Origin of the sequence: Streptomyces sp. E11-3 (assembly GCF_046540415.1) — a bacterium.
Classification (GTDB): Bacteria; Actinomycetota; Actinomycetes; order Streptomycetales; family Streptomycetaceae; genus Streptomyces.
In genome coordinates this window covers 238,652-257,943 of sequence record NZ_JAZGRL010000003.1, presented here as the reverse complement: position 1 = coordinate 257,943, position 19,292 = coordinate 238,652, and the positions used below count along the sequence as shown (strand labels likewise).

The 19,292-nt window shown below is 70.7% G+C and carries 17 protein-coding genes; 8 read left to right on the top strand and 9 right to left on the bottom strand.

Annotation, left to right across the window (positions count from 1 at the left end):
• Positions 1-609 (top strand): enoyl-CoA hydratase/isomerase family protein (locus U9R90_RS30760; RefSeq protein ID WP_411060170.1); only part of this gene is annotated, 609 nt, incomplete at its 5' end.
• Positions 610-652: 43 nt separating this feature from the next.
• On the top strand, positions 653-1,252 hold the full coding sequence (locus U9R90_RS30755; RefSeq protein ID WP_411060168.1) for a flavin reductase family protein: 600 nt from the start codon (positions 653-655) through the stop codon (positions 1,250-1,252).
• A 137-nt stretch (positions 1,253-1,389) separates the two neighbouring features.
• Here the strand turns inward: U9R90_RS30755 and U9R90_RS30750 are convergent, their stop codons facing one another.
• Positions 1,390-2,688, bottom strand: a complete 1,299-nt coding sequence (locus U9R90_RS30750; RefSeq protein WP_411060166.1) for an MFS transporter — start codon at positions 2,686-2,688, stop codon at positions 1,390-1,392.
• Between the two features lie 71 nt (positions 2,689-2,759).
• Between U9R90_RS30750 and U9R90_RS30745 the strand changes: the two genes are divergently transcribed.
• Both U9R90_RS30745 and U9R90_RS30740 read left to right on the top strand, forming a co-directional pair.
• A complete protein-coding gene (locus U9R90_RS30745) occupies positions 2,760-3,791 on the top strand; it encodes a GlxA family transcriptional regulator (RefSeq protein ID WP_411060164.1) in 1,032 nt (343 codons plus the stop codon).
• Positions 3,792-4,075: 284 nt separating this feature from the next.
• Entirely contained in the window at positions 4,076-4,603 is a 528-nt protein-coding gene (locus U9R90_RS30740; RefSeq protein WP_411060162.1) for a DUF1062 domain-containing protein, read from the top strand.
• An 84-nt stretch (positions 4,604-4,687) separates the two neighbouring features.
• Here the strand turns inward: U9R90_RS30740 and U9R90_RS30735 are convergent, their stop codons facing one another.
• The 3 genes from U9R90_RS30735 to U9R90_RS30725 form a co-directional block, all read right to left on the bottom strand.
• Positions 4,688-5,758 carry a Zn-dependent alcohol dehydrogenase gene (locus tag U9R90_RS30735; protein WP_411060161.1) on the bottom strand — a complete coding sequence of 357 codons (1,071 nt, stop codon included), beginning with the start codon at positions 5,756-5,758 and terminating at the stop codon, positions 4,688-4,690.
• Positions 5,755-6,987, bottom strand: coding sequence for an acyl-CoA dehydrogenase family protein (locus tag U9R90_RS30730; RefSeq protein WP_411060159.1), 1,233 nt, complete (start codon positions 6,985-6,987; stop codon positions 5,755-5,757). Before U9R90_RS30730 ends, U9R90_RS30735 begins: the two co-directional genes overlap by 4 nt.
• Before the next feature lie 138 nt (positions 6,988-7,125).
• Positions 7,126-8,031, bottom strand: a complete 906-nt coding sequence (locus U9R90_RS30725) for an SDR family oxidoreductase (protein ID WP_411060158.1) — start codon at positions 8,029-8,031, stop codon at positions 7,126-7,128.
• 79 nt (positions 8,032-8,110) lie between these two features.
• Between U9R90_RS30725 and U9R90_RS30720 the strand changes: the two genes are divergently transcribed.
• Entirely contained in the window at positions 8,111-9,052 is a 942-nt protein-coding gene (locus U9R90_RS30720) for a cyclase family protein (RefSeq protein WP_411060156.1), read from the top strand.
• Between the two features lie 384 nt (positions 9,053-9,436).
• Here the strand turns inward: U9R90_RS30720 and U9R90_RS30715 are convergent, their stop codons facing one another.
• The 4 genes from U9R90_RS30715 to U9R90_RS30700 all read right to left on the bottom strand — a co-directional run bounded on the left by U9R90_RS30715 (position 9,437) and on the right by U9R90_RS30700 (position 13,570).
• A complete protein-coding gene (locus U9R90_RS30715; protein WP_411060155.1) occupies positions 9,437-9,892 on the bottom strand; it encodes an ATP-binding protein in 456 nt (151 codons plus the stop codon).
• A gap of 392 nt (positions 9,893-10,284) precedes the next feature.
• Complete coding sequence (locus U9R90_RS30710; RefSeq protein ID WP_411060154.1) at positions 10,285-11,160, bottom strand: acyl-CoA dehydrogenase family protein; 876 nt, start codon at positions 11,158-11,160, stop codon at positions 10,285-10,287.
• A 10-nt stretch (positions 11,161-11,170) separates the two neighbouring features.
• Positions 11,171-12,325: an acyl-CoA dehydrogenase gene (locus U9R90_RS30705; RefSeq protein ID WP_411060152.1), complete on the bottom strand. Its 1,155-nt coding sequence runs from the start codon at positions 12,323-12,325 to the stop codon at positions 11,171-11,173.
• A gap of 54 nt (positions 12,326-12,379) precedes the next feature.
• The gene (locus tag U9R90_RS30700; RefSeq protein ID WP_411060150.1) at positions 12,380-13,570 is read right to left on the bottom strand and encodes an amidohydrolase family protein; all 1,191 of its coding nucleotides are present in this window, start codon (positions 13,568-13,570) and stop codon (positions 12,380-12,382) included.
• A 162-nt stretch (positions 13,571-13,732) separates the two neighbouring features.
• On the opposite strand from U9R90_RS30700, the gene U9R90_RS30695 reads away from it, so the two are divergent.
• Together U9R90_RS30695 and U9R90_RS30690 are read left to right on the top strand one after the other, a co-directional pair.
• Positions 13,733-15,286, top strand: coding sequence for a class I adenylate-forming enzyme family protein (locus U9R90_RS30695; protein ID WP_411060148.1), 1,554 nt, complete (start codon positions 13,733-13,735; stop codon positions 15,284-15,286).
• Between the two features lie 166 nt (positions 15,287-15,452).
• On the top strand, positions 15,453-17,438 hold the full coding sequence (locus U9R90_RS30690; RefSeq protein WP_411060958.1) for an NAD-binding protein: 1,986 nt from the start codon (positions 15,453-15,455) through the stop codon (positions 17,436-17,438).
• Between the two features lie 25 nt (positions 17,439-17,463).
• Here the strand turns inward: U9R90_RS30690 and U9R90_RS30685 are convergent, their stop codons facing one another.
• Positions 17,464-18,363: a helix-turn-helix domain-containing protein gene (locus tag U9R90_RS30685; RefSeq protein WP_411060146.1), complete on the bottom strand. Its 900-nt coding sequence runs from the start codon at positions 18,361-18,363 to the stop codon at positions 17,464-17,466.
• A 146-nt stretch (positions 18,364-18,509) separates the two neighbouring features.
• Here U9R90_RS30685 and U9R90_RS30680 point away from each other — a divergent pair, with 146 nt between their 5' ends.
• On the top strand, positions 18,510-19,115 hold the full coding sequence (locus tag U9R90_RS30680; RefSeq protein WP_411060144.1) for an NADPH-dependent FMN reductase: 606 nt from the start codon (positions 18,510-18,512) through the stop codon (positions 19,113-19,115).
• Positions 19,116-19,292: the final 177 nt, after the last annotated feature.

Genomic DNA, 19,292 nt, shown 5'->3' with positions numbered 1-19,292 from the left:
GCCCCCGCCCCCGCTTCCGCCTCCGCCTCCGCCTCCGCCGAGCGCGTCCCCGGCGACGTAGCCCGCACCATCCGCCAGGGCGCCCAGCGCCTGATCGCCGCGGTCCTGGACTGCGAGAAGCCGGTGATCGCCGCCGTGAACGGCACCGCCGCCGGGATCGGCGCCCACCTCGCCTTCGCGTGCGATCTGGTCATCGCCGCCGAACAGGCCAAGTTCATCGAGGTGTTCGTACGGCGCGGACTCGTCCCGGACGGCGGCGGCGCGTACCTGCTGCCCCGTCTGATCGGACCGCAGCGCGCCAAGGAGCTGATGTTCTTCGGGGATTCCGTCCCGGCCGTCGAAGCCGAGCGGATCGGGCTCGTCAATCGGGTCGTCCCCGGCGAGGACCTTGAGAAGACGGCTCGCGCGTGGGCCGAGCGGCTCGCCCAAGGCCCCACCCGTGCCCTCGCGTTGACCAAGCAGCTCGTCAACGCCTCGCTGGACGGGGACCGCACCGCCGCCTTCGCCGCCGAGGCGTCGGCGCAGGAGATCAACATGACGACGCGGGACGCCAACGAGGGTGTGGCGAGCTTCGTGGAGCGTCGCACGCCCCGATACAACGGGCGCTGAGCCCTTTCTATCTGACGTACCGTCAGTTCTAATGGAAGGCGTGATGGGACATGCAGGGATGGCCGCGACCGCCGTCCGGTACCTCAGGTCAGTTGGCGCACCCACGGTCGCCGAGCCCGTGGAAGCGCTGCCGCGCCCGGACCTGCGCGCCGTTGGCGACGACGAGCGGGTGCCGGTTGATGCGGCCGAGTTCCGGCGCGTACTGGGTCACTTCGCCACCGGCGTCACGGTCATCACCGCGAGCGGTCCCGCCGGGTTCGCCTGCCAGTCCTTCAGCTCGCTCTCCCTCGACCCGCCGCTGGTCGCCTTCATGGTCGCGCGTACGTCGACCACCTGGCCCCGTATCGCCCGCGCGGGCGCGTTCTGCGTGAACATCCTCGGGGCCGAACAGGGTGAGCTGTGCCGGGGGTTCGCGGTGAGCGGGGCGGACAAGTTCGCGGGGGTCGCCTATGACGCGGCGCCCGTGTCCGGGGCGCCTCGGCTCGCGGGCGCGCCCGCGTGGATCGACTGCACGATCCATGCCGTGCACACCGGGGGTGATCACCTGATCGTGGTGGGGCGGGTGGATGCGCTGGGGGCGGCCGACGGTGCGGGATCGCCGCTGCTGTTCCATCAGGGGCGGTTCGGGCGGCTGTCGGAGTAGGTCGCGGGGCGTGGGCCGCGGGTGGTGGGCCGCGGGTGGTGGGCCGCGGGTGGTGGGTGGTTGCGGTCAGGGATTTGGCCCCCACCCCGCCCCTTCCCGTAAGGCCTCAGGCGCCGGCCGGGCTTTACAAGATGTCCTCAAACGCCGGACGGGCTGGAATGCCGTCCCCGGATCACCAGCGCCATCAGCGCCGCCGCCGCGCACAGCGCGCCCGACGCGTGCCAGACCACGGTGTACGAGCCGAAGGCGTCCCGTGCCACGCCGCCGAGGAACGCCACCAGCGCCGCCCCCACCTGGTGCGAGGCCAGCACCCACCCGAACACGATCGCGCTGTCGTCGCCGTAGTGCTCACGGCACAGGGCGATCGTGGGCGGCACCGTGGCGATCCAGTCCAGGCCGTAGAAGACGATGAAGAAGATCATCGGAGGGCGTACGTCCGGCGCGAGGAGCGACGGGAGCAGGATCAGCGAGAGCCCGCGCAGGGCGTAGTACACGGCCAACAGGCGGCGCGGGTCGTAGCGGTCGGTCAGCCAGCCGGAGCCGATCGTGCCGATGATGTCGAAGATGCCGATCACCGCGAGCAGCGAGGCGGCGGCCGTGATCGCCATGCCGTGGTCGTGGGCGGCCGGGACGAAGTGGGTACGGATCAGCCCGTTCGTGGAGGCGCCGCAGATCGCGAAGGTGCCGCAGAGCAGCCAGAAGGGGCCGGTCCGAGAGGCGTCGACAAGGATCCGCACCGCGCGCCGCGCCGCACCCCGCTGGGGCGCGGGCTTCTCGACGTACTCGCCACCGTACGGGGCCAGACCGACATCGGCCGGGTGGTCGCGCATCAGCAGCCAGACGAAGGGGACCACGACCACCGCCGCGAGCGTGACCGTGACGGACGCGGGCCGCCAGCCGTGTTCCTCGACAATCCAGGCGCAGAGCGGGAGGAAGACCAACTGGCCGGAGGCGCCCGCCGCGGTCAGGATGCCGGTGACCAGGCCACGCCGCGCCACGAACCAGCGGTTGGTGACCGTCGCCGAGAACGCCAGCGCCATCGAGCCCGTACCGAGGCCGACCAGCACGCCCCAGTAGAGCATCAGCTGCCAGCTCGCCGTCATGAACACGCTGAGCAGCGAGCCCGCGGCGATCATGCTCAGCGCCACGGCCACGACCCGGCGGATGCCGAAGCGGTCCATCAGCGCGGCGGCGAACGGCGCGGTGAGCCCGTACAGCGCCATGGTGATCGAGATCGCGAAGCTGATCTCACCGCGCGACCAGTCGAACTCCTGGTGCAGCGGGTCGATCAGCACGCCCGGCAGGGCGTTGAAGGCGGCCCCGCCGATGAGCGTCACGAAGGTGACGGCCGCGACGATCCACGCGCGGTGGATACGCGGCTGCTTGCGCGGGATGGGCTGGTGGGCGGCGATGTCGGTGTCGGTCGTCTGCGTCACGCGATACAGCCTGCTGGTCGCGATCACGTCAATCGAGTGGCCCAAAGGACAGCATTCGCTACGATCGGGCCATGGCTACCTCGCCCCACCAGCCGCCGACTCAGCCGCCGACCCAGCCACCGCCTCAGCCCCCACCCCACCGCGTGGTCGTGCTCGCCCTGGACGGCCTGCTCCCCTTCGAGCTCGGCATCCCGCATCGCGTCTTCGGGCGCGCCAAGGACACCACCGGCCGCCACCTGTACGAGATCGTCACCTGCTCGATCCGCCCGCCCGGCCCGGTCCGTACGGACTCCGACTTCGCCGTACTCGTCGAGCACGGACCCGAGGCGCTGGCCACCGCCGACACCGTCGTCGTCCCCGCCTCGTACGAACTCGGCCCGGTATACGAGGAAGGGCGGCTGACCCCCGAACTGGCCGCCGCGCTCGCCCAGGTCAGGCCCGGCACCCGGCTGGTCGCCATCTGCACCGGTGGGTACGTCCTGGCGGCGGCGGGCTATCTCGACGGCCGCCCCGCCACCACGCACTGGTCGTCCGCCGATCACTTCCAGCAGCTGTTCCCCACCATCAAGGTCGACGCGGACGTCCTCTTCATCGACGACGGCGACGTCCTGACCTCCGCGGGAGTCGCCGCGGGCCTCGACCTCTGCCTGCACATCGTGCGCCGCGACCACGGCACGGCGGTCGCCAACGAGGTCGCCCGCCGCACCGTCGTACCGCCCCACCGGGACGGCGGACAGGCCCAGTTCATCGAACGCCCCATGCCCGAGCCTCAGTTGGCGACCACAACCACCGCGCGCGCCTGGGCGCTCGGACGCCTGCAGGAGCCGATCCAGCTGCGCGACATGGCCGAGCAGGAGTCCATGTCGGTGCGGACCTTCACCCGCCGCTTCCGCGAGGAGACGGGTGTCAGCCCTGGCCAGTGGCTCACCCAGCAGCGCGTGGAGCGGGCCAGGTACCTGCTGGAGAGCACCGGGCTTTCCATGGACCAGGTCGCGCGGGACGCGGGCTTCGGCACGGCGCAGTCCATGCGGCAGCACGTGCAGGGGGCGCTCGGGGTGACGCCGACGGCGTATCGGCGTACGTTCCGGGCTGCCGCCGAATAGCCGAATCTCCGACTCGCCGAGTCGCCGAGTCGCCGAGTCGCCGAATAGAGGGCCAGGGCAGGCCTGTCCGGCGATGAGGCGCTCGAAAACCAGTGGAGCAGCGCCCCTGTGCTGCCCTACCTTGCTGCCGAGCCAAGTCGTCTAGGCAAGGACGTGCCGTTGTACACCCTGTGAGACCTCCCGAGAGCTGATCTGTCGCGCGTCGCGCATATGCGCCGCGCTTCTTCTTGCTGCGGACTTCTCACTGAAACCGGTGTACTTCTGTGCTCAATGACTGGCTGGTCATGCCCACCTGCCTGCCGACCGTTCTGCGCCGTTGCCACGCGTGCACGTCCGAGCGCTTCCGGGCGAACGGCAAATTTCGCGTCAACGCGAACCACAAGGTCCTCGACGCCTGGCTCCTCGTGCTCTGTACCGCTTGCGGGGACACGGCGAAGCTGACGATCTGGGAGCGGATGAACGTACGCTCCGTACGACCTGAGCTGCTGGACCGGATGCATGGCAACGACCCTGCCCTGGCAGCTGAGTTGCTCCAGGATCCGGTCGTACGGCGCCGCAATCGCATCGCCCTCGACTGGGCCGGTGCCTGGCGCCTCGACACCGGCGGATCGGATCACCTGGACCGCGAGGTGATCGACATCTCGGTCCGCTTCGCGGCGCGGATCCCGGTCCGGCCGGTGCGACTGATCGCCGACGGTTGCGGTCTTTCGCGGGCCGAGGTCGAGAGACTGATCACGGAGGGGAAGGTCGTTTCGGCAGTCCGGCTGAGCGGCAAGCTCTCCGACGACTTCACCTTCACGCTCAAGCGCTGAGCCCTCCCCGGGGCCAGGGGCCTGTCCGGCACGATCCGCCGGGCAGGCCCCTGGACGGCCAAGTAGCGCGTACGCGCGTGACGTTCAGCCGAACGTCAGCACCCCTCGCGCCACCCGCCCCTGCTCCGCGTCGTCCACCGCCTTCGCGAAGTCCTCCACCGGGTACGTCGCCGTCACCAGCTCGTCCAGGAGCAGCCGCCCCTGCCGGTACAGCTCCGCGTAGAGCGCGATGTCCCGCTGCGGCCGGGAGGCCCCGTACCGGCAGCCCAGGATCGACTTGTCCAGGAACAGGTTCGCGGGCACGAAGGACGCCTCGGCCTTGGCGCCCGGCATGCCGAGCAGCACGGCCTGGCCGTGCCGGTCGAGCAGGTCCACGGCCTGCCGGATCAGTTTCGTACTGCCGACGCACTCGAAGACATGGTCCGCGCCGGTCGGCAGGATCTCGCGCACGGCGGCGGAGGTGTCGGGGACCTGTGCCGCGTCGATGAAGTGCGTCGCCCCGAACTGCCGGGCCGCCGCCTCCTTCGCCGGATTCGCGTCCACCGCCACGATGGTGAGCGCCCCCGCGAGCCGCGCCCCTTGGAGCACGTTGAGCCCGACCCCGCCCGCGCCGAGCACGACCACACTGTCGCCGCGGTCCACGCGCGCGCGGTTGAGTACGGCGCCCACCCCCGTCAGCACCGCGCACCCGATCAACGCGGCCGATGTCAGCGGAATGTCCTCGGGGATCTTCACCGCCTGTACGGCCTTGACCAACGTCCGTTCGGCGAAAGCCGAGTTCGAGGCGAACTGGTACAGCGGCCGACCGCCGCGTGCGAACGGCTGCCCCGGCATCCCGATCGCCTTGCGGCACATCGTGGGACGTCCGCGGTCGCACTCCGCGCATGCCCCGCAGTTGGCGAGCGTGGACAGCGCGACATGGTCGCCGGGCGCCACGTGAGTCACTCCCGCGCCGACCGCCTCGACCACCCCGGCGCCCTCGTGCCCGAGCACCACCGGCTGCGGGAACGGGATCGTCCCGTCGACCACGGACAGATCGCTGTGGCACAGCCCGGCCGCGGCGACCGCGACCAGCACCTCACCCGGTCCCGGCTCGCGTATCTCCAGGTCGTCGACCACCTGGGTCCGCTTGCCGTCGAAGACGACACCTCTCATCGGACACCTCCCTTGGGTTCCTTGGGCAGGCCGAGTACGCGCTCGGCGATGATGTTGCGCTGGATCTCGTCCGAGCCGCCGTAGACGGTGTCGGCGCGAGTGAAGAGGAACAGGCGCTGCCAGGCGTCCAGTTCGTACGCACTGCGCTCACTCCAGTCGTACGGGCCGACCGTCGCGGCTGGGCCCCTCACCGCCAGGGCCAGCTCGCCCAGGCGCTGGTGCCAGCCACCCCAGAGGAGCTTGGCGACGCTGGGTGCGCCTACTACTTGCCCCTGGCTCTCGCCCTGGCCTGAACTGCCCAGTGTGCGCAGGGCGTTCCAGCGCATCGTGCGGAGTTCGGCCCACTGACGTACGAGGCGGTCCCTGAGTACGGGGTCGTCGGCGGCCGCCCCCGAGGCGACGGCCTCGCGCACCACGCCCGAGAGCTCCTCGGCGAAGCCGATCTGCTGGACCAGCGTGGACACTCCGCGCTCCAGCGCGAGCAGTCCCATCGCTACGGACCAGCCGTTGCCCGGCCCGCCCACGACGTCCGCGGCGGCTGCCTCTGCTCCGTCGAAGAAGACCTCGTTGAACTCGCTGGTGCCGGTCAGTTGGGTGATGGGCCTCACCTCGATCCTGCCCGGCTGGTCCATCGGGACCAGCAGGAACGACAGGCCGTGGTGGCGCTGGGAGTCGGGGTCGGTCCTGGCCAGGACGAAGCACCAGTCGGCGTCGTGGGCGAGCGAGGTCCAGATCTTCTGGCCGGTGACGCGGTACGTGGACCCGTCGTCCTCCCGCCGTGCCGTGGTGCGCACACCGGCGAGGTCCGATCCGGCGCCGGGTTCGCTGTAGCCCTGGCACCAGAGGGTCTCGCCTCGGGCGATGGGAGGTAGGAAGCGGCGCTTCTGCTCTTCGGTGCCGTAGGCGATGAGCGTGGGGGCCAGGAGGTTCTCGCCTATGTGGCCGTAGCGGGCGGGGGCCTTGGCTCGGGCGTACTCCTCGGCCCAGACGACCTGTTGGGTGAGGGTGGCTGTCCTGTTCCCGTACGCGGAGTCCGCCCACCCCAGGCCGATCCAGCCGGCCGCGCCCAGCTCTCGCTCCCAGGCGCGGCGGATGTCCGCGCCCTCGTGCTCGCTGCCGGGACCGCCGTGGCCCGCGGCTTCGGCGAACTCGCCGACGAGATGCGTCTTGAGCCAGGCGCGGGCTTCGCGCCTGAACGCGTCGTCCTCTTGGGTGAACCCGAACTCCATGCTGCCTCCCGCCGGTTGGGTGCGGCGTCGGTCACTGCGTTTTCTTCACCCCACCCCGCCCCTTCCCGTAACTGGGGGCAAGCCCCCAGACCCCGAACGCCCTTCGGGCGTGTCCTCAATCGCCGGACGGGCTGAAATTCAGCCCGCCCTCCTCCTCGCCGCCGCCGACTCCATCTCCTCCAGCCGCGCCAGCATCGGCATCGGGTCCGTGCCCACCGTCCCCGGCAGAAAGTCCGCGATCCTGGCCGGGGTCCAACCCCCCTCCGCGTACCCCGCCCTGAGCTCCCGCGGCTGCGCCCACACCGCGATCTTCGGCCCGGCGATGGTGTACACCTGCCCGGTGATGCGCTCCTCTCGGGCCCGCTCGCTCAGCAGGTAGACCACGAGGGCCGCCACATCCTCCGGCTCCCCGATCTCCTTGAGTTCCATCGGGACGTTGGCCGACATCCGCGTACGCGCGACAGGCGCCACCGCGTTCGCGGTGACCCCGTACTTGTGCAGCCCGAGCGCCGCACTCCGTACCAGCGAGATGATGCCGCCCTTGGCCGATGCGTAGTTGGCCTGCGAGACGCTGCCCTGGTGGTTTCCGCTGGTGAAGCCGATCAGGGTGCCAGTGCCCTGCTTGCGCATCAGCGCCGATGCGGCCCGGAAGACGGTGAACGTGCCCTTCAGATGCGTGGCGAGGACCGGGTCCCACTCCTCCTCCGACATGTTGAACAGCATCCGCTCGCGCAGGATCCCGGCCACGCAGACGACCCCGTCCAGGCGTCCGTACTCCGTCTGCGCCACGTCCACGACCCGCTGGCCGCCCGCCATGGTGGAGATGTCGTCGGCGACCGCGACCGCCTCACCGCCCGCGGCCTGGATCTCCTTGACCACGGACCCGGCTATCTCGCTGGTGGGTTCGCCGCCGTCGATGGCGACGCCGTAGTCGTTGACGACGACCTTCGCGCCCTCGGCCGCGGCGGCCAGCGCGACCGCCCGCCCGATGCCCCGACCGGCTCCGGTCACGGCGACGACCTTGCCTGCCAAGAAGTTCCCCACGACCGGCCCCTTCCCGAGGTTTCTGACGGACCGTTAGATTTTATGGGTCAGAGGACGCGAAAGCGCAAGAGGAGGACCCATGTCCGCCGCACCGCCGACCCTTCCGCCCGAGTTCCACGACATCGCCAAGCGCGTGAACAACTGGGGCCGTTGGGGTCCGGACGACGAGATCGGGACGCTCAACCTCATCACCGACGAGGTCGTACGGCACGCCGCGGCCGAGGTCAGGACCGGGCGCCGGGTCCCGCTCGCGCTGCCGCTCCAGCAGGACGGGGTGCAGACCGGAATCATTCCGGGGCGGATCAACCCGCTCCACAGCATGGTGCAGATCAACCAGGAGCTGTTCGGTCCCGGCACGATCGCCTGCAGCGACGACGCCGTGGCCATGGGGCTCCAGGCGGCCACGCACTGGGACGCGCTCACCCACGTCTCCCACTCGGGCAAGCTCTACAACGGGCGCCCGGCCGACACCATCACCGCGCACACCGGCGCCCAGTTCAGCGGTATCGACAAGACCGGGCCCGTCGTCTCGCGCGGGGTCCTGCTGGACGTCGCCCGCGCCAAGGGCCTGGACCGGCTGCCGGGCGACCATGCCGTGACCCCCGAAGACCTGGCCGAGGCCGAGGAGTTCGCGGGGGTCGCCGTACGCTCTGGTGACATCGTCCTCGTACGCACCGGGCAGATGCAGGTGTATCTGGCGGGCGACAAGCATGCGTACGGCTATCCGTCGCCCGGCCTGTCGGTCCGCACTCCGGAGTGGTTCCACGCGCGGGATGTCGCGGCGGTCGCCAATGACACACTCACCTTCGAGATCTTCCCACCGGAGATCGAGAACCTCTGGCTGCCCGTACACGCGCTCGACCTGGTCGAGATGGGCATGCTGCAGGGGCAGAACTTCCAGCTCGAAGAGTTGTCCACAGCCTGTGCACAGGAGTCGCGCTACACGTTCCTGCTGTCGGCCATGCCGGAGCCGTTCGTCGGCGGCACAGGCACTCCGGTCGCGCCGGTGGCGGTGCTCTGAGGAGTCTGAGGCGTCGGAGGTATCAGAGACGTCGGAGGCGTCGGAGATGTCGGAGGCGTCGGAGATGTCGGAGGCATCGGAGATGTCGGAGGCATCGGAGATGTCGGAGGCGTCGGAGATGTCGGAGGCATCGGAGATGTCGGAGGCATCGGAGGCGTTTGACACATCCGAGAGGCCGGAACGATGGCGGCGCGCTCCTGGCGCCCCGAGCGCGGCAGTGCACGCCGCCATCCACTCCGGCTGGCGCCGAATCACGACCCGCACTCGCCAAGGTCAAGCCTGGCCCCGCCTCAGGCCTCCTCGACGTCCCCTCGCGGCGCATCGCTGAACTCCAGCGTGATCAGGCGGTCACGCCACGTCAATACCTGCCCGGCGTTCTGTCAGCTATGCCGGAAAAGCGACGGCGCACGCGGGTTCCACCCGACCGGCGCTCGGCTCGCCGCGATCCACCTCGCACCAGATGCGCTTGCCCGCGCCCTCCGGATGCCACCCCCACCGGGAGGCGAGCCCGTCGACGAGTTCGAGGCCGCGGCCGTGGGTGGCGTCGCTGTCGGCGTGCCGGGGCCGGGGCGGTCGGGAGCTGATGTCGGCGACCTCGACCCGTACCGTCCCCGCGCACTCCTCAGGGACTTCGGGGAGCCGCAGGCTCAGCACGGCGGGCGAACCGGTGTGCACAACGGCGTTGGTGACAAGCTCGGAAATGATCAGTACGACGGCTTCGGCCAACGGCTCGTCCAGCCCTATTCCACAGCGGGCCAGCCGAGCCCTGGCCCACCGGCGGACGCGCCCCACCTCGGCGGGGTCCGCCCTGACCTCCGTCTGCACTTGAAGCACCTGCACCGCTCACACCATCCGAACCGGCGGACACATCGCCTCGTGTCTCCTTGGGGTCACGGAGCGTGATCCCCATACGAGACAGCATGGTTGACGTACAGTCACCCCAACAAGCGCTTCAGGCATATACCAGCGCGAAGGAGTACGCGTGCGGCATACTGTGCGACGCACTCGCCGGGGAGTCGAACAATGGGGCGCAGAGCGCCGCCATGCCCTGCGAGAGGTACGCATCGCCGCTCCCGGGGCCGCCACTGTGGCCGCACCGGTATGGCTCAGCATCAGAACCACTCGCATCCCACGGAGAGTACCGGAGCCAGGGCCCGTCTCCGTGCCGTGACGAGCGCGCCCTGGGACACAGGTAGATATCGACGCTGTGTAGTCACGCCATCACCTCTGCGTTACAGCGCCGTCGCCAGCAGCTCCTCCGCCTCGGCCGCCGACTGCCCCAGCTCAGCGCGCAGCCAGGCCCGCTTGAGGTGCAGATGGACATCGGCCTCCCAGGTGAATCCCATGCCGCCGTACACCTGGAGGCAGTCCCGCGCGTTGCCGACCGCCGCCTCGTCGGCGAGCAGCCCGGCCCCCGCGATCTCCCGTACGTCACCGGTCACGGCGGCCGCGTACACCGCACTGCGCGCCACCTCGGCCCGTACCAGCATCTGCGCGCACAGGTGCTGCACGGCCTGGAAGGCGCCTATGGGCCGGCCGAACTGCTCCCTTTCCTTGGCGTATTGGACGGCCATCTCGCAGGTACGGGCGGCACTGCCGAGCTGCTCGGCGGCGGCGAGGAGCGTACCGACGGGGTCGTGGGCGCCGCTCCCCGCCGTGCCGCCGGGCACCCGGTGCAGCGGGGTCATCGGGTCCAGCGACCGCACCGGTACGGCGCCGGACGCGTCGCCCCGTACGACGTCCGACGCGACCAGCCACGGGACGAGCACCCCGTCGACCGCGGTGACCACCGTCTCGCCCGTGGCGGCCCCCGCCACCTCACCCGCCGCGAGATGCGTGGCGACCAGCGGCCCCGGCAGCAGCACCCGCCCCGCCTCCTCGAAGGCCAGCACCGCCTCGGGCAGCCCGAGGCCGACGCCGCCCTCGCCCTCTGGGAGCCGCAGCGCGAAGAACCCGGCGTCGCCGAGCTCGCGCCACAGGGTGCGGTCGAGCGAGGGCTCAGCGGCGTCCGCGGCCGTCCGGAGCGCCTCGCGCCCGAAGCGGCCGGTCAGCAGTTCCCGTACGCCCGACCGCAACGCCCGCTGGTCGTCCGTGAGTTGAAAGTCCATGGTGGACGACTCACCGCCCCTTCGGCAGGCCGAGAATCCGCTCGGCCACGATGTTCCGCTGGATCTGCGACGTTCCGGCCGCGATCGTGTACGAGAGCGAGGAGAGCCGGTCCAGGTTCCACTCGCGGGCCAGGTCGAGGCTGTCGGGCCCGAGGACGGCCGCCGCCGTGTCGTACAGCTCCTGGCGGGCGTGCGAGTAGCGGAGCTTGAAGACCGAGCCGCCGATGCCCGGCACCCCGCCGGTGCGCTGGGCCTCGCTGACGTTCCCCTGGGTGAGCCGCCACAGCGCACCGAACTCGGCGCTCAGCCGTCCCAGTCTGCGGCGCAGTACGGGGTCGTCCCAGCGGCCGTTCTTGCGGGCCTCGGCGGCCAGTTGGCCGAGCGTACGGCGGCAGGCCACGACCTCCCCGACGAAGGCCGTGCCGCGCTCGAACGACAGGGTGACCATGGTGACCCGCCAGCCGTCGTGCTCCGCGCCGACCCGGTTCGCCACCGGGACCCGCACCTCGTCCAGGAACATCTCGGCGAACTCGGTCGAGCCCGCGAGGGTGCGCAGCGGCCGGATGCTGACGCCCGGCGCGTCCATCGGCATCGCCAGCCAGGAGATCCCCCGGTGCTTGGGCGCGTCCGGGTCGGTACGGACGAGGAGTTCACACCAGTCGGCGACCTCCGCGTGCGAGGTCCAGATCTTGGAGCCGCTGACGACGTACGTGTCCCCGTCCCGTACGGCACGCGTCCGCAGCGCGGCCAGATCGGACCCCGCGTCCGGCTCGCTGAACCCCTGGCACCACACCTCGTCCCCGCGCAGTACGGGAGGCAGCCAGCGGGCGCGCTGGTCCGGGGTGCCAACGGCTGCGATGGTGGGTCCGGCGTGCAGCAGGCCCACGAAGTTGGCGCCTACGTAGGGTGCGCCCGCGCGCTCGGTCTCCTCCAGGTAGATGAGGTGCTGGGTGGGCGTCGCGCCCTGGCCGCCGGCGTCCACGGGCCAGTGCAGGCCCGCGTATCCGGCGTCGTACAGCATCCGCTGCCAGCCGAGGTCGTACGCCCTGCGTCCTGGCCAGTCGTCGGGGGCGGGGCGGGGCGGGAGGCCGGGCAGCACCTGGTGGAGCCATTCGCGCAGCCGCGCCCGGAACTCTTCCTCTTCTTCTGTGTAGGTGAGGTCCATAGGTCCGCTCCTCGCCTCACTTGTCGAGGTCGGTCGTCGAGGTCGTTGTCGAAGTCACTTGTCGAGGTCGAGGCTGAGCATGCGGATGGCGTTGCCGCGCATCAGCTTGTAGACGGTCTCGTCGTCCAGGCCCTTCACGTGATCGAGCGCGACCTCTTTCGTATGCGGGAAGGTCGAGTCGACGTGCGGGTAGTCGGTCTCGAAGGTGGCGTTGTCGCGCCCGACGACGTCCAGGGACGCCACCCCGTGCTTGTCGCGGAAGAAGCAGCAGAACATCTGCCGGTAGTAGTACGTGGACGGCGGCTCGGGGATCAGGTCCCTGACCCCGCCCCAGGCCCGGTGCTCCTCCCACACGTCGTCGGCGCGCTCCAGGGCGTACGGAATCCAGCCCATCTGGCCCTCGCTGTAGGCAAGCTTGAGCTGGGGGAACTTCACCAGGACTCCGGAGAAGAGGAAGTCCATCATCGAGGCCATGGCGTTGTTGAAGCTGAGCGAGGCCTGGACGGCGGGGGGCGCGTCGGGGGATGCGGCGGGCATCTGCGAGCTGCTGCCGATGTGCATGTTGACGACCGTGCCGGTCTCCTGGCAGACGGCGAAGAATGGGTCCCAGTAGGCGGAGTGGATGGAGGGGAGCCCGAGGTAGGTCGGGATCTCCGAGAAGGTGACGGCCCGGACCCCGCGTGCGGCGTTCCGCCTGACCTCGGCGACGGCCAGGTCGATGTCCCAGAGCGGGATGATGCAGAGCGGGATCAGCCGGCCGCCGCTGTCGCCGCACCACTCCTCCACCATCCAGTCGTTGTACGCGCGTACGCAGGCGAGCGCGACCTCCTTGTCGTGCGCCTCGGCGAAGGTCTGCCCGCAGAAGCGCGGGAAGGTGGGGAAGCAGAGGCTGGCCTCGACGTGGTTGAGGTCCATGTCCGCGAGGCGGGCCGCCGGGTCCCAGCAGCCGCGGCGCATCTCGGCCCTGGTGATGCCCTCCAGGGTCATGTCGTCGCGGTCGAAGCCGACGGCGGCGATGTTGCGCTTGTACGGGAACTTGAGGTCCTCGTAGATCCACCAGTCGGTGGGCGGCCCGTCCGGGTCCATGGTGATGACGTACTTGCCGCCGGTGTACTCGAGTTCGCCAATACCGGCGGTGAGCGGCTTGGGGCCGCGGTCCTGGTACTTCTTCGGCAGCCAGGTCTCGAAGAGGTGCGCGGGCTCGATCACGTGGTCGTCGACGCTGATGATCCGAGGCAGTTCCATCGGTTCCCCTCATCTGACTGTTTCTGAAGACTGTTTCTGATGGACCGTCAGAAAGAGGCTAGCCCTCGGGCCTCTGGACCGACAAGGCGCGGAGCCTTACGCTCTCGCCACAATCTGACAGCCCATCAGTTAGTGGTGCTACGGCGTTACGGAGGGTTCGCGATGAGTGTCACCGCACATGAACTGGGCGCATCGCCTACCTTCTGGGGGCTGATCAGACGCCGCGCCGAACTCACCCCGGACCACCCCGTCCTGATCCAGGCCGAACCCGACCCCGCGGCCGACCGAACGCTGACCTTCGGCGAGCTGCGCTCGCGCGCGGAGCGGGTCGCGGCCGGGCTCTACGACATGGGCGTACGTCCCGGAACGGTGGTGGCCTGGCAGCTCCCCACCCGCATCGAGACAGTTCTGCTGTCCGCCGCCCTGACCCGCGTCGGCGCGGTACAGACGCCCGTCATCCCCTTCTACCGTGACCGCGAAGTGGGCTTCGCGCTGCGCGAGTCCGGTGCGGACTTCTTCGGCTCGCCCGGGGTGTGGCGGGGCTTCGACCACACGGCGATGGCGCGGGGGCTCGGCGCGCGAGGTGTCTTCGCGGCGTACGGCACACTCCCGGACGGCGACCCGTCCGTACTCCCCGAACCGCCGTCCGATGGAACCGATGTGCGCTGGATCTACTGGACCTCGGGAACGACCTCCGACCCCAAGGGCGTCCTGCACACCGACCGTTCGCTCATCGCGGGCGGCTCGTGCCTGGCCCACGCGCTGCACCTGTCGGCCGACGACGTCGGATCGATCGCTTTCCCCTTCGCGCACATAGGCGGCCCCGACTACCTGGTGATGCTTCTGCTCTACGGATTCCCCGCCGTCCTCTTCGAGAAGTTCGCCCTGCCGGACGCACTGGACGGCTACCGCAGGCACGGTGTGACGACGGCGGGCGGCTCCACGGCCTTCTACTCCATGTTCCTGACCGAGCAGCGCAAGCGGCCGGGCAACCGGCTGATCCCCACGCTCCGCCTGCTGGCGGGCGGCGGCGCCCCCAAACCACCGGAGATCTACCACGCGGTACGCGACGAGCTGGGCTGCCAACTCACCCACGGCTACGGCATGACCGAGGTCCCGATGATCACCATGGGCTCCCCGGACGACACGCCACAGGACCTGGCCACCACCGAGGGCCGCCCCCCGTCCACCATGGAGATCCGCATCACGGACCCGGAGGGCAAGCCACTGACCGCTGGAGCCGACGGCGAGGTACGCCTACGCGGCGAGGCCGTCTGCCGCGGCTACCTGGACCCCGCCCAGACCGCCGCCGCCTTCGACCCGGACGGCTTCCTGATCACCGGTGACCTGGGCCATCTGACGGAGAGCGGCCACCTGGTACTCACCGGCCGCCTCAAGGACGTCATCATCCGCAAGGGCGAGAACATCTCCGCCAAGGAGATCGAGGACCTGCTGCACCAGCACCCGGGGGTGGGGGACGCGGCGGTCATCGGGCTGCCGGACGCGGAACGGGGCGAGCGGGTGTGCGCGGTGGTCGAACAGCCGGAGGGCGCGGAGGAGTTGACGCTTCCGGCCGTGACGGCCTATCTGCGCGACGCGGGCCTGTCCGTCCACAAGCTCCCTGAGCAGCTGGAGTTGGTGGACGCGCTGCCGCGCAACGAGACGCTACGGAAGGTGCTCAAGTACAAGCTGAGGGAGCGGTTCGCAGCGCCGTAGCCGCCCCGCAGGTTGCCCCGCACAGCCCGTACATAGCCCCGTAGATCGAACCTGCCTTGCGCCCGTAGATCGAACCTGCTTTGTGCTGGTCGTTCGATACGGCACCCTCGTTGCTGTGACTCAAGTGCCACTGCAGCCCCAGCCGCACCAGACGCCCAGTGGGCAGATGATCGTGTGTGGTGACGACGCGTTGGCCCAGCGGCTCGCCGCCGAGTTGCGGGACGTCTACCGGGAGCGCGTGACGCTCATCGTGCCGACCGCCGAGCGGCGGCCGCCGATGCCGCTCACCGGGCGGGCCAGGGCGACCGCGCTGCTCGGCAGGATGTCGGCCGCGATGGGGCGCGGCGGGGCGGGCAATGGCGCGGGCGCCGAGGGCGAGACGGCCGAGCGGCTCATCGAGGCGCCCGAACTCACCGACGAGGTGCTGCTCGAAGCGGGCGTCGAGCAGGCCGCGTCGCTCGCCCTCGTCTATGACGACGACGAGGCGAACATCAGGGCGGCGCTCTCCGTCCGTCGCCTCAATCCGCGCCTGCCGCTGGTGATCCGGCTCTACAACCGCAAGCTCGGCCAGTACCTGAAGGACCTGCTCGACCAGGCGTCGGCACTCTCCGACCCGGAATCCGCCCCGGACTCCGGCCCGGACGGCGGACCCGACGCCAGCCTGCGGCCCACCGGGCCCACCGGGTTCGCCGCATCCGCCACCACCGTCCTGTCGGACGCGGACACCGCGGCACCGGCACTCGCCGCGACCGCCGTGGCGGGAACCAGCAAGATCGTCCAGGCCGACGGGCTGCTCCTGCGCGCCGCGGAGCGCCCGCCGCCACGGCCCGGCGCAGTCGCCGACCCCGGCCTGTGCACGCTCGCGCTGCTGTCGGCGACGAGCAGCGATCCGCAGGGTACGGACGGATCGGACGACAGCCGCGACGGGCCCCAACTGCTCCCGGACGACGCCACGGTGGCGGCGGCGACCGGCCGTGGCACCGTCGCACTCGAAGCGGTCTCGCACGCGGGTCCCGCGCTGCCGCCCGGCCGACTCGCCCGGCGCGGGGCGCCGCTCTCGCAGCTCTTCTCGCGGCGCCTGCGCTATTCGCTCCTCGGTCTGGTCGCCTCCGTACTCGCGCTCGCCATGACGTCCTTGCTGCTCACCGACGACCATCCGCTGCACGCGAGCTACATCACCTTCCTCGACCTGTTCTCCATCAACGACCCGGCCACGGACGGCCCGCTCAGTCGGCAGATCCTGCAGCTCCTGTCCGGATTCGTGGGGCTCCTGCTGCTGCCCGTCCTGCTGGCCGCCGTCCTCGAAGGGCTCGGCGCGTTCCGTACGGCGTCGGCGCTGCACCGGCCGCCGCGCGGCCTTTCGGGCCATGTGGTGCTGCTCGGTCTGGGCAAGATCGGCACCCGGGTGCTCGCGCGCCTCAGAGAGCTGGACATTCCCGTGGTCTGCGTCGAGGAGGACCCCGAGGCGCGCGGCATCCCGCTGGCCCGGCGGCTGCGCGTTCCGGTGGTACTCGGGGACGTCACGCAGGACGACGTCCTGGAGGCCGCCAAGATCCACCGCGCCCATGCGCTCCTCGCCCTGACGAGCGTCGACACCACCAACCTCGAGTCCGCGCTGTACGCCCGCACCGCGAAGCCGGATCTGCGGGTCGTCCTGCGCCTGTACGACGACGCGTTCGCCACCGCCGTCTACCGCACCCTGCGCGCCGCGCACCCGGACGCCCTCACTCGCAGCCGCAGTGTCACCACGCTCGCCGCGCCCTCGTTCGCGGGCGCCATGATGGGCCGACAGATCCTCGGGGCCATCCCGGTCGAACGGCGGGTGCTGCTGTTCGCCGCCGTCGAGGTGGCGGGGCATGCGCGGTTGGAGGGGCGCACGGTCGCGGAGACGTTCCGCCCCGGTTCCTGGCGGGTGATCGCCCTGGACTCCAAACCCCAGGCACCCGACCTGCCCGACCTGTCCGTAACTCCGTCCCCGTACGCCGAGGAGCCGCACCAGCCGCGCCTGCTGTGGGACCTCCACCCCGACCGCGTCCTGACCGCGCGCGACCGCGTGGTCATCGCAGCCACCCGCCGCGGCCTGGCCGAACTCCTCGGCCGGGGAACCGACCCGGGCAACACCCTGGCCTCGCGGGGGACTACAGCCCCTTGAGCCCCGACTGAAGGCTGTCGGCCGCTCAGGCGGAGACCGCTCGGAGGGAGCCGGGGTGGCGGCCGTTGAGGTGGTCCAGGGCCTGGGAAGTGGCGGGGTCGGCGGGGAGGTGGACGATGAGGCGCTGGTCGTCGTCTACGGGGAGTTCGAGGGTCTCGTAGGAGAGGCGCAGTTCGCCCGCTTGGGGGTGGAGCCATCGCTCGACGCCGGTGGGCCTCGGGAGGCCGGGGACGGTGTCGACGCGGTCGGTGAATGCGGGTCCTGCGGTGACGGTCAGCTCGTCGGCGAGTGCGGCGACGGCGGGGTCCGCGCGGAACGGGCCCTGTTTGAGGGCGGCCACCTGGTTGTCGGCCACGCGGTCCCAGTCGGGGAATGCGGCACGGGCCCGGGCGTCGGTGAAAACGAAACGGGTGAGGTTCGGTGGGGTGCCGTTGGCGTCACCGTTGCCGTTGCCGTTGGCGTTGGTGTTGGTGTCCAGCAGGCCGGTGGGGGCCGCCAGTTGTTCGTAGCCGGTGGTCCAGGCGAGGAGCTCGCTCAGGCGGTTGAGCAGGACGGCGGGGGCGGGTTCCAGGCGGTCGAGCAGGGCGCGCACGGTGGGGCGTACCGTGCGGGCCGGGGCCGCGTCCCCGCCCATGCAGGTGAAGCCGCCTTCGGCCGACTTGCTGAGGCGGTGCAGGTGGATACGTTCGCTCGCGGCCAGCCGTAGCGCGTCGGCCAGCGCGGACAGTACCTGCGCGGACGGGTGGCGGTCGCGCCCCTGCTCCAGCCGGGTCACGTACTCGACGCTCACTCCGGCGAGGGTGGCCAGCTCGGCCCGGCGCAGGCCCGGCGTACGACGGCGGGGCCCGGTGGGCAGCCCCACATCGGCCGGTGTGACGGCCTCGCGGCGGATACGCAGAAACATCCCCAGCTCGTTGTCGCTCACGATCCGAACGTAACAGCCACGCGCCCCCGACATCGTGGCCCTGGCACTACCACCATCGGCCCGGCCTTCCTCGCCTCCGGACAGCCGGGCAGCTTGGGAGTCGACGTGACCGCCCAAGGTTCCCGTCGTAACGAAGGAGCGCAGGCATGCCCAGTGAGACCCTCAACCTCGCGGTGATCATCGGTAGCGTCAGGGAGGGCCGGTTCGGCCCCGTGGTCGCGAGCTGGTTCGTCGAACAGGCCAAACAGCACGGCCAGTTCACGGTGGATCTGATCGACCTCGCGGACACACCCCTGCCGCTCGAACTGCCGCCCGTGCCTCCGGCACTCGAGCCCGACATGGCCCGCCCCGCTGAGATGGCCGACCTCACCCGTCGGATCGCGGCCGCCGACGCCGTCGTCGTCGTAACCCCCGAGTACAACCGCAGCTTCCCGGCCTCCCTCAAGGCCGCCATCGACTGGCACTTCACCGAGTGGCAGGCCAAGCCGATCGGCTTCGTCGGCTACAGCGGCGGCAGCGGCGGCCTGCTGGCCATCGAGCAGCTGCGTCAGGTCTTCAACGAGCTCCACTCCCACACGGTCCGCGACTACGTCTCCTTCCCCCGCTACTACGAACTCTTCGCCGCCGACGGCACCCTGCACGCGCCCGACGCCCCCAACACCGCGGCGACGGCTCTTCTCGACCAGCTCCTCTGGTGGGGCGCGGTCCTGCACGACGCCCGCCGCGACCGCCCCCTGAGCGATTCGAAATAGACCGCTCACAAGCGATACCCGAGCAGCTAGTTCCGCGCACTATCGGTCATTTCTGCGGCCAGGCTTCCCGCCGACGTCGAAGTAGGTGTTGTCTCAACCCTGTCCAAAGGCGTGCAGGGCGGCAGGAGGCGAGGGGCATGTCCGCCTGGGAGGCCGGGGAGTCCTGGGGGGCCTGGG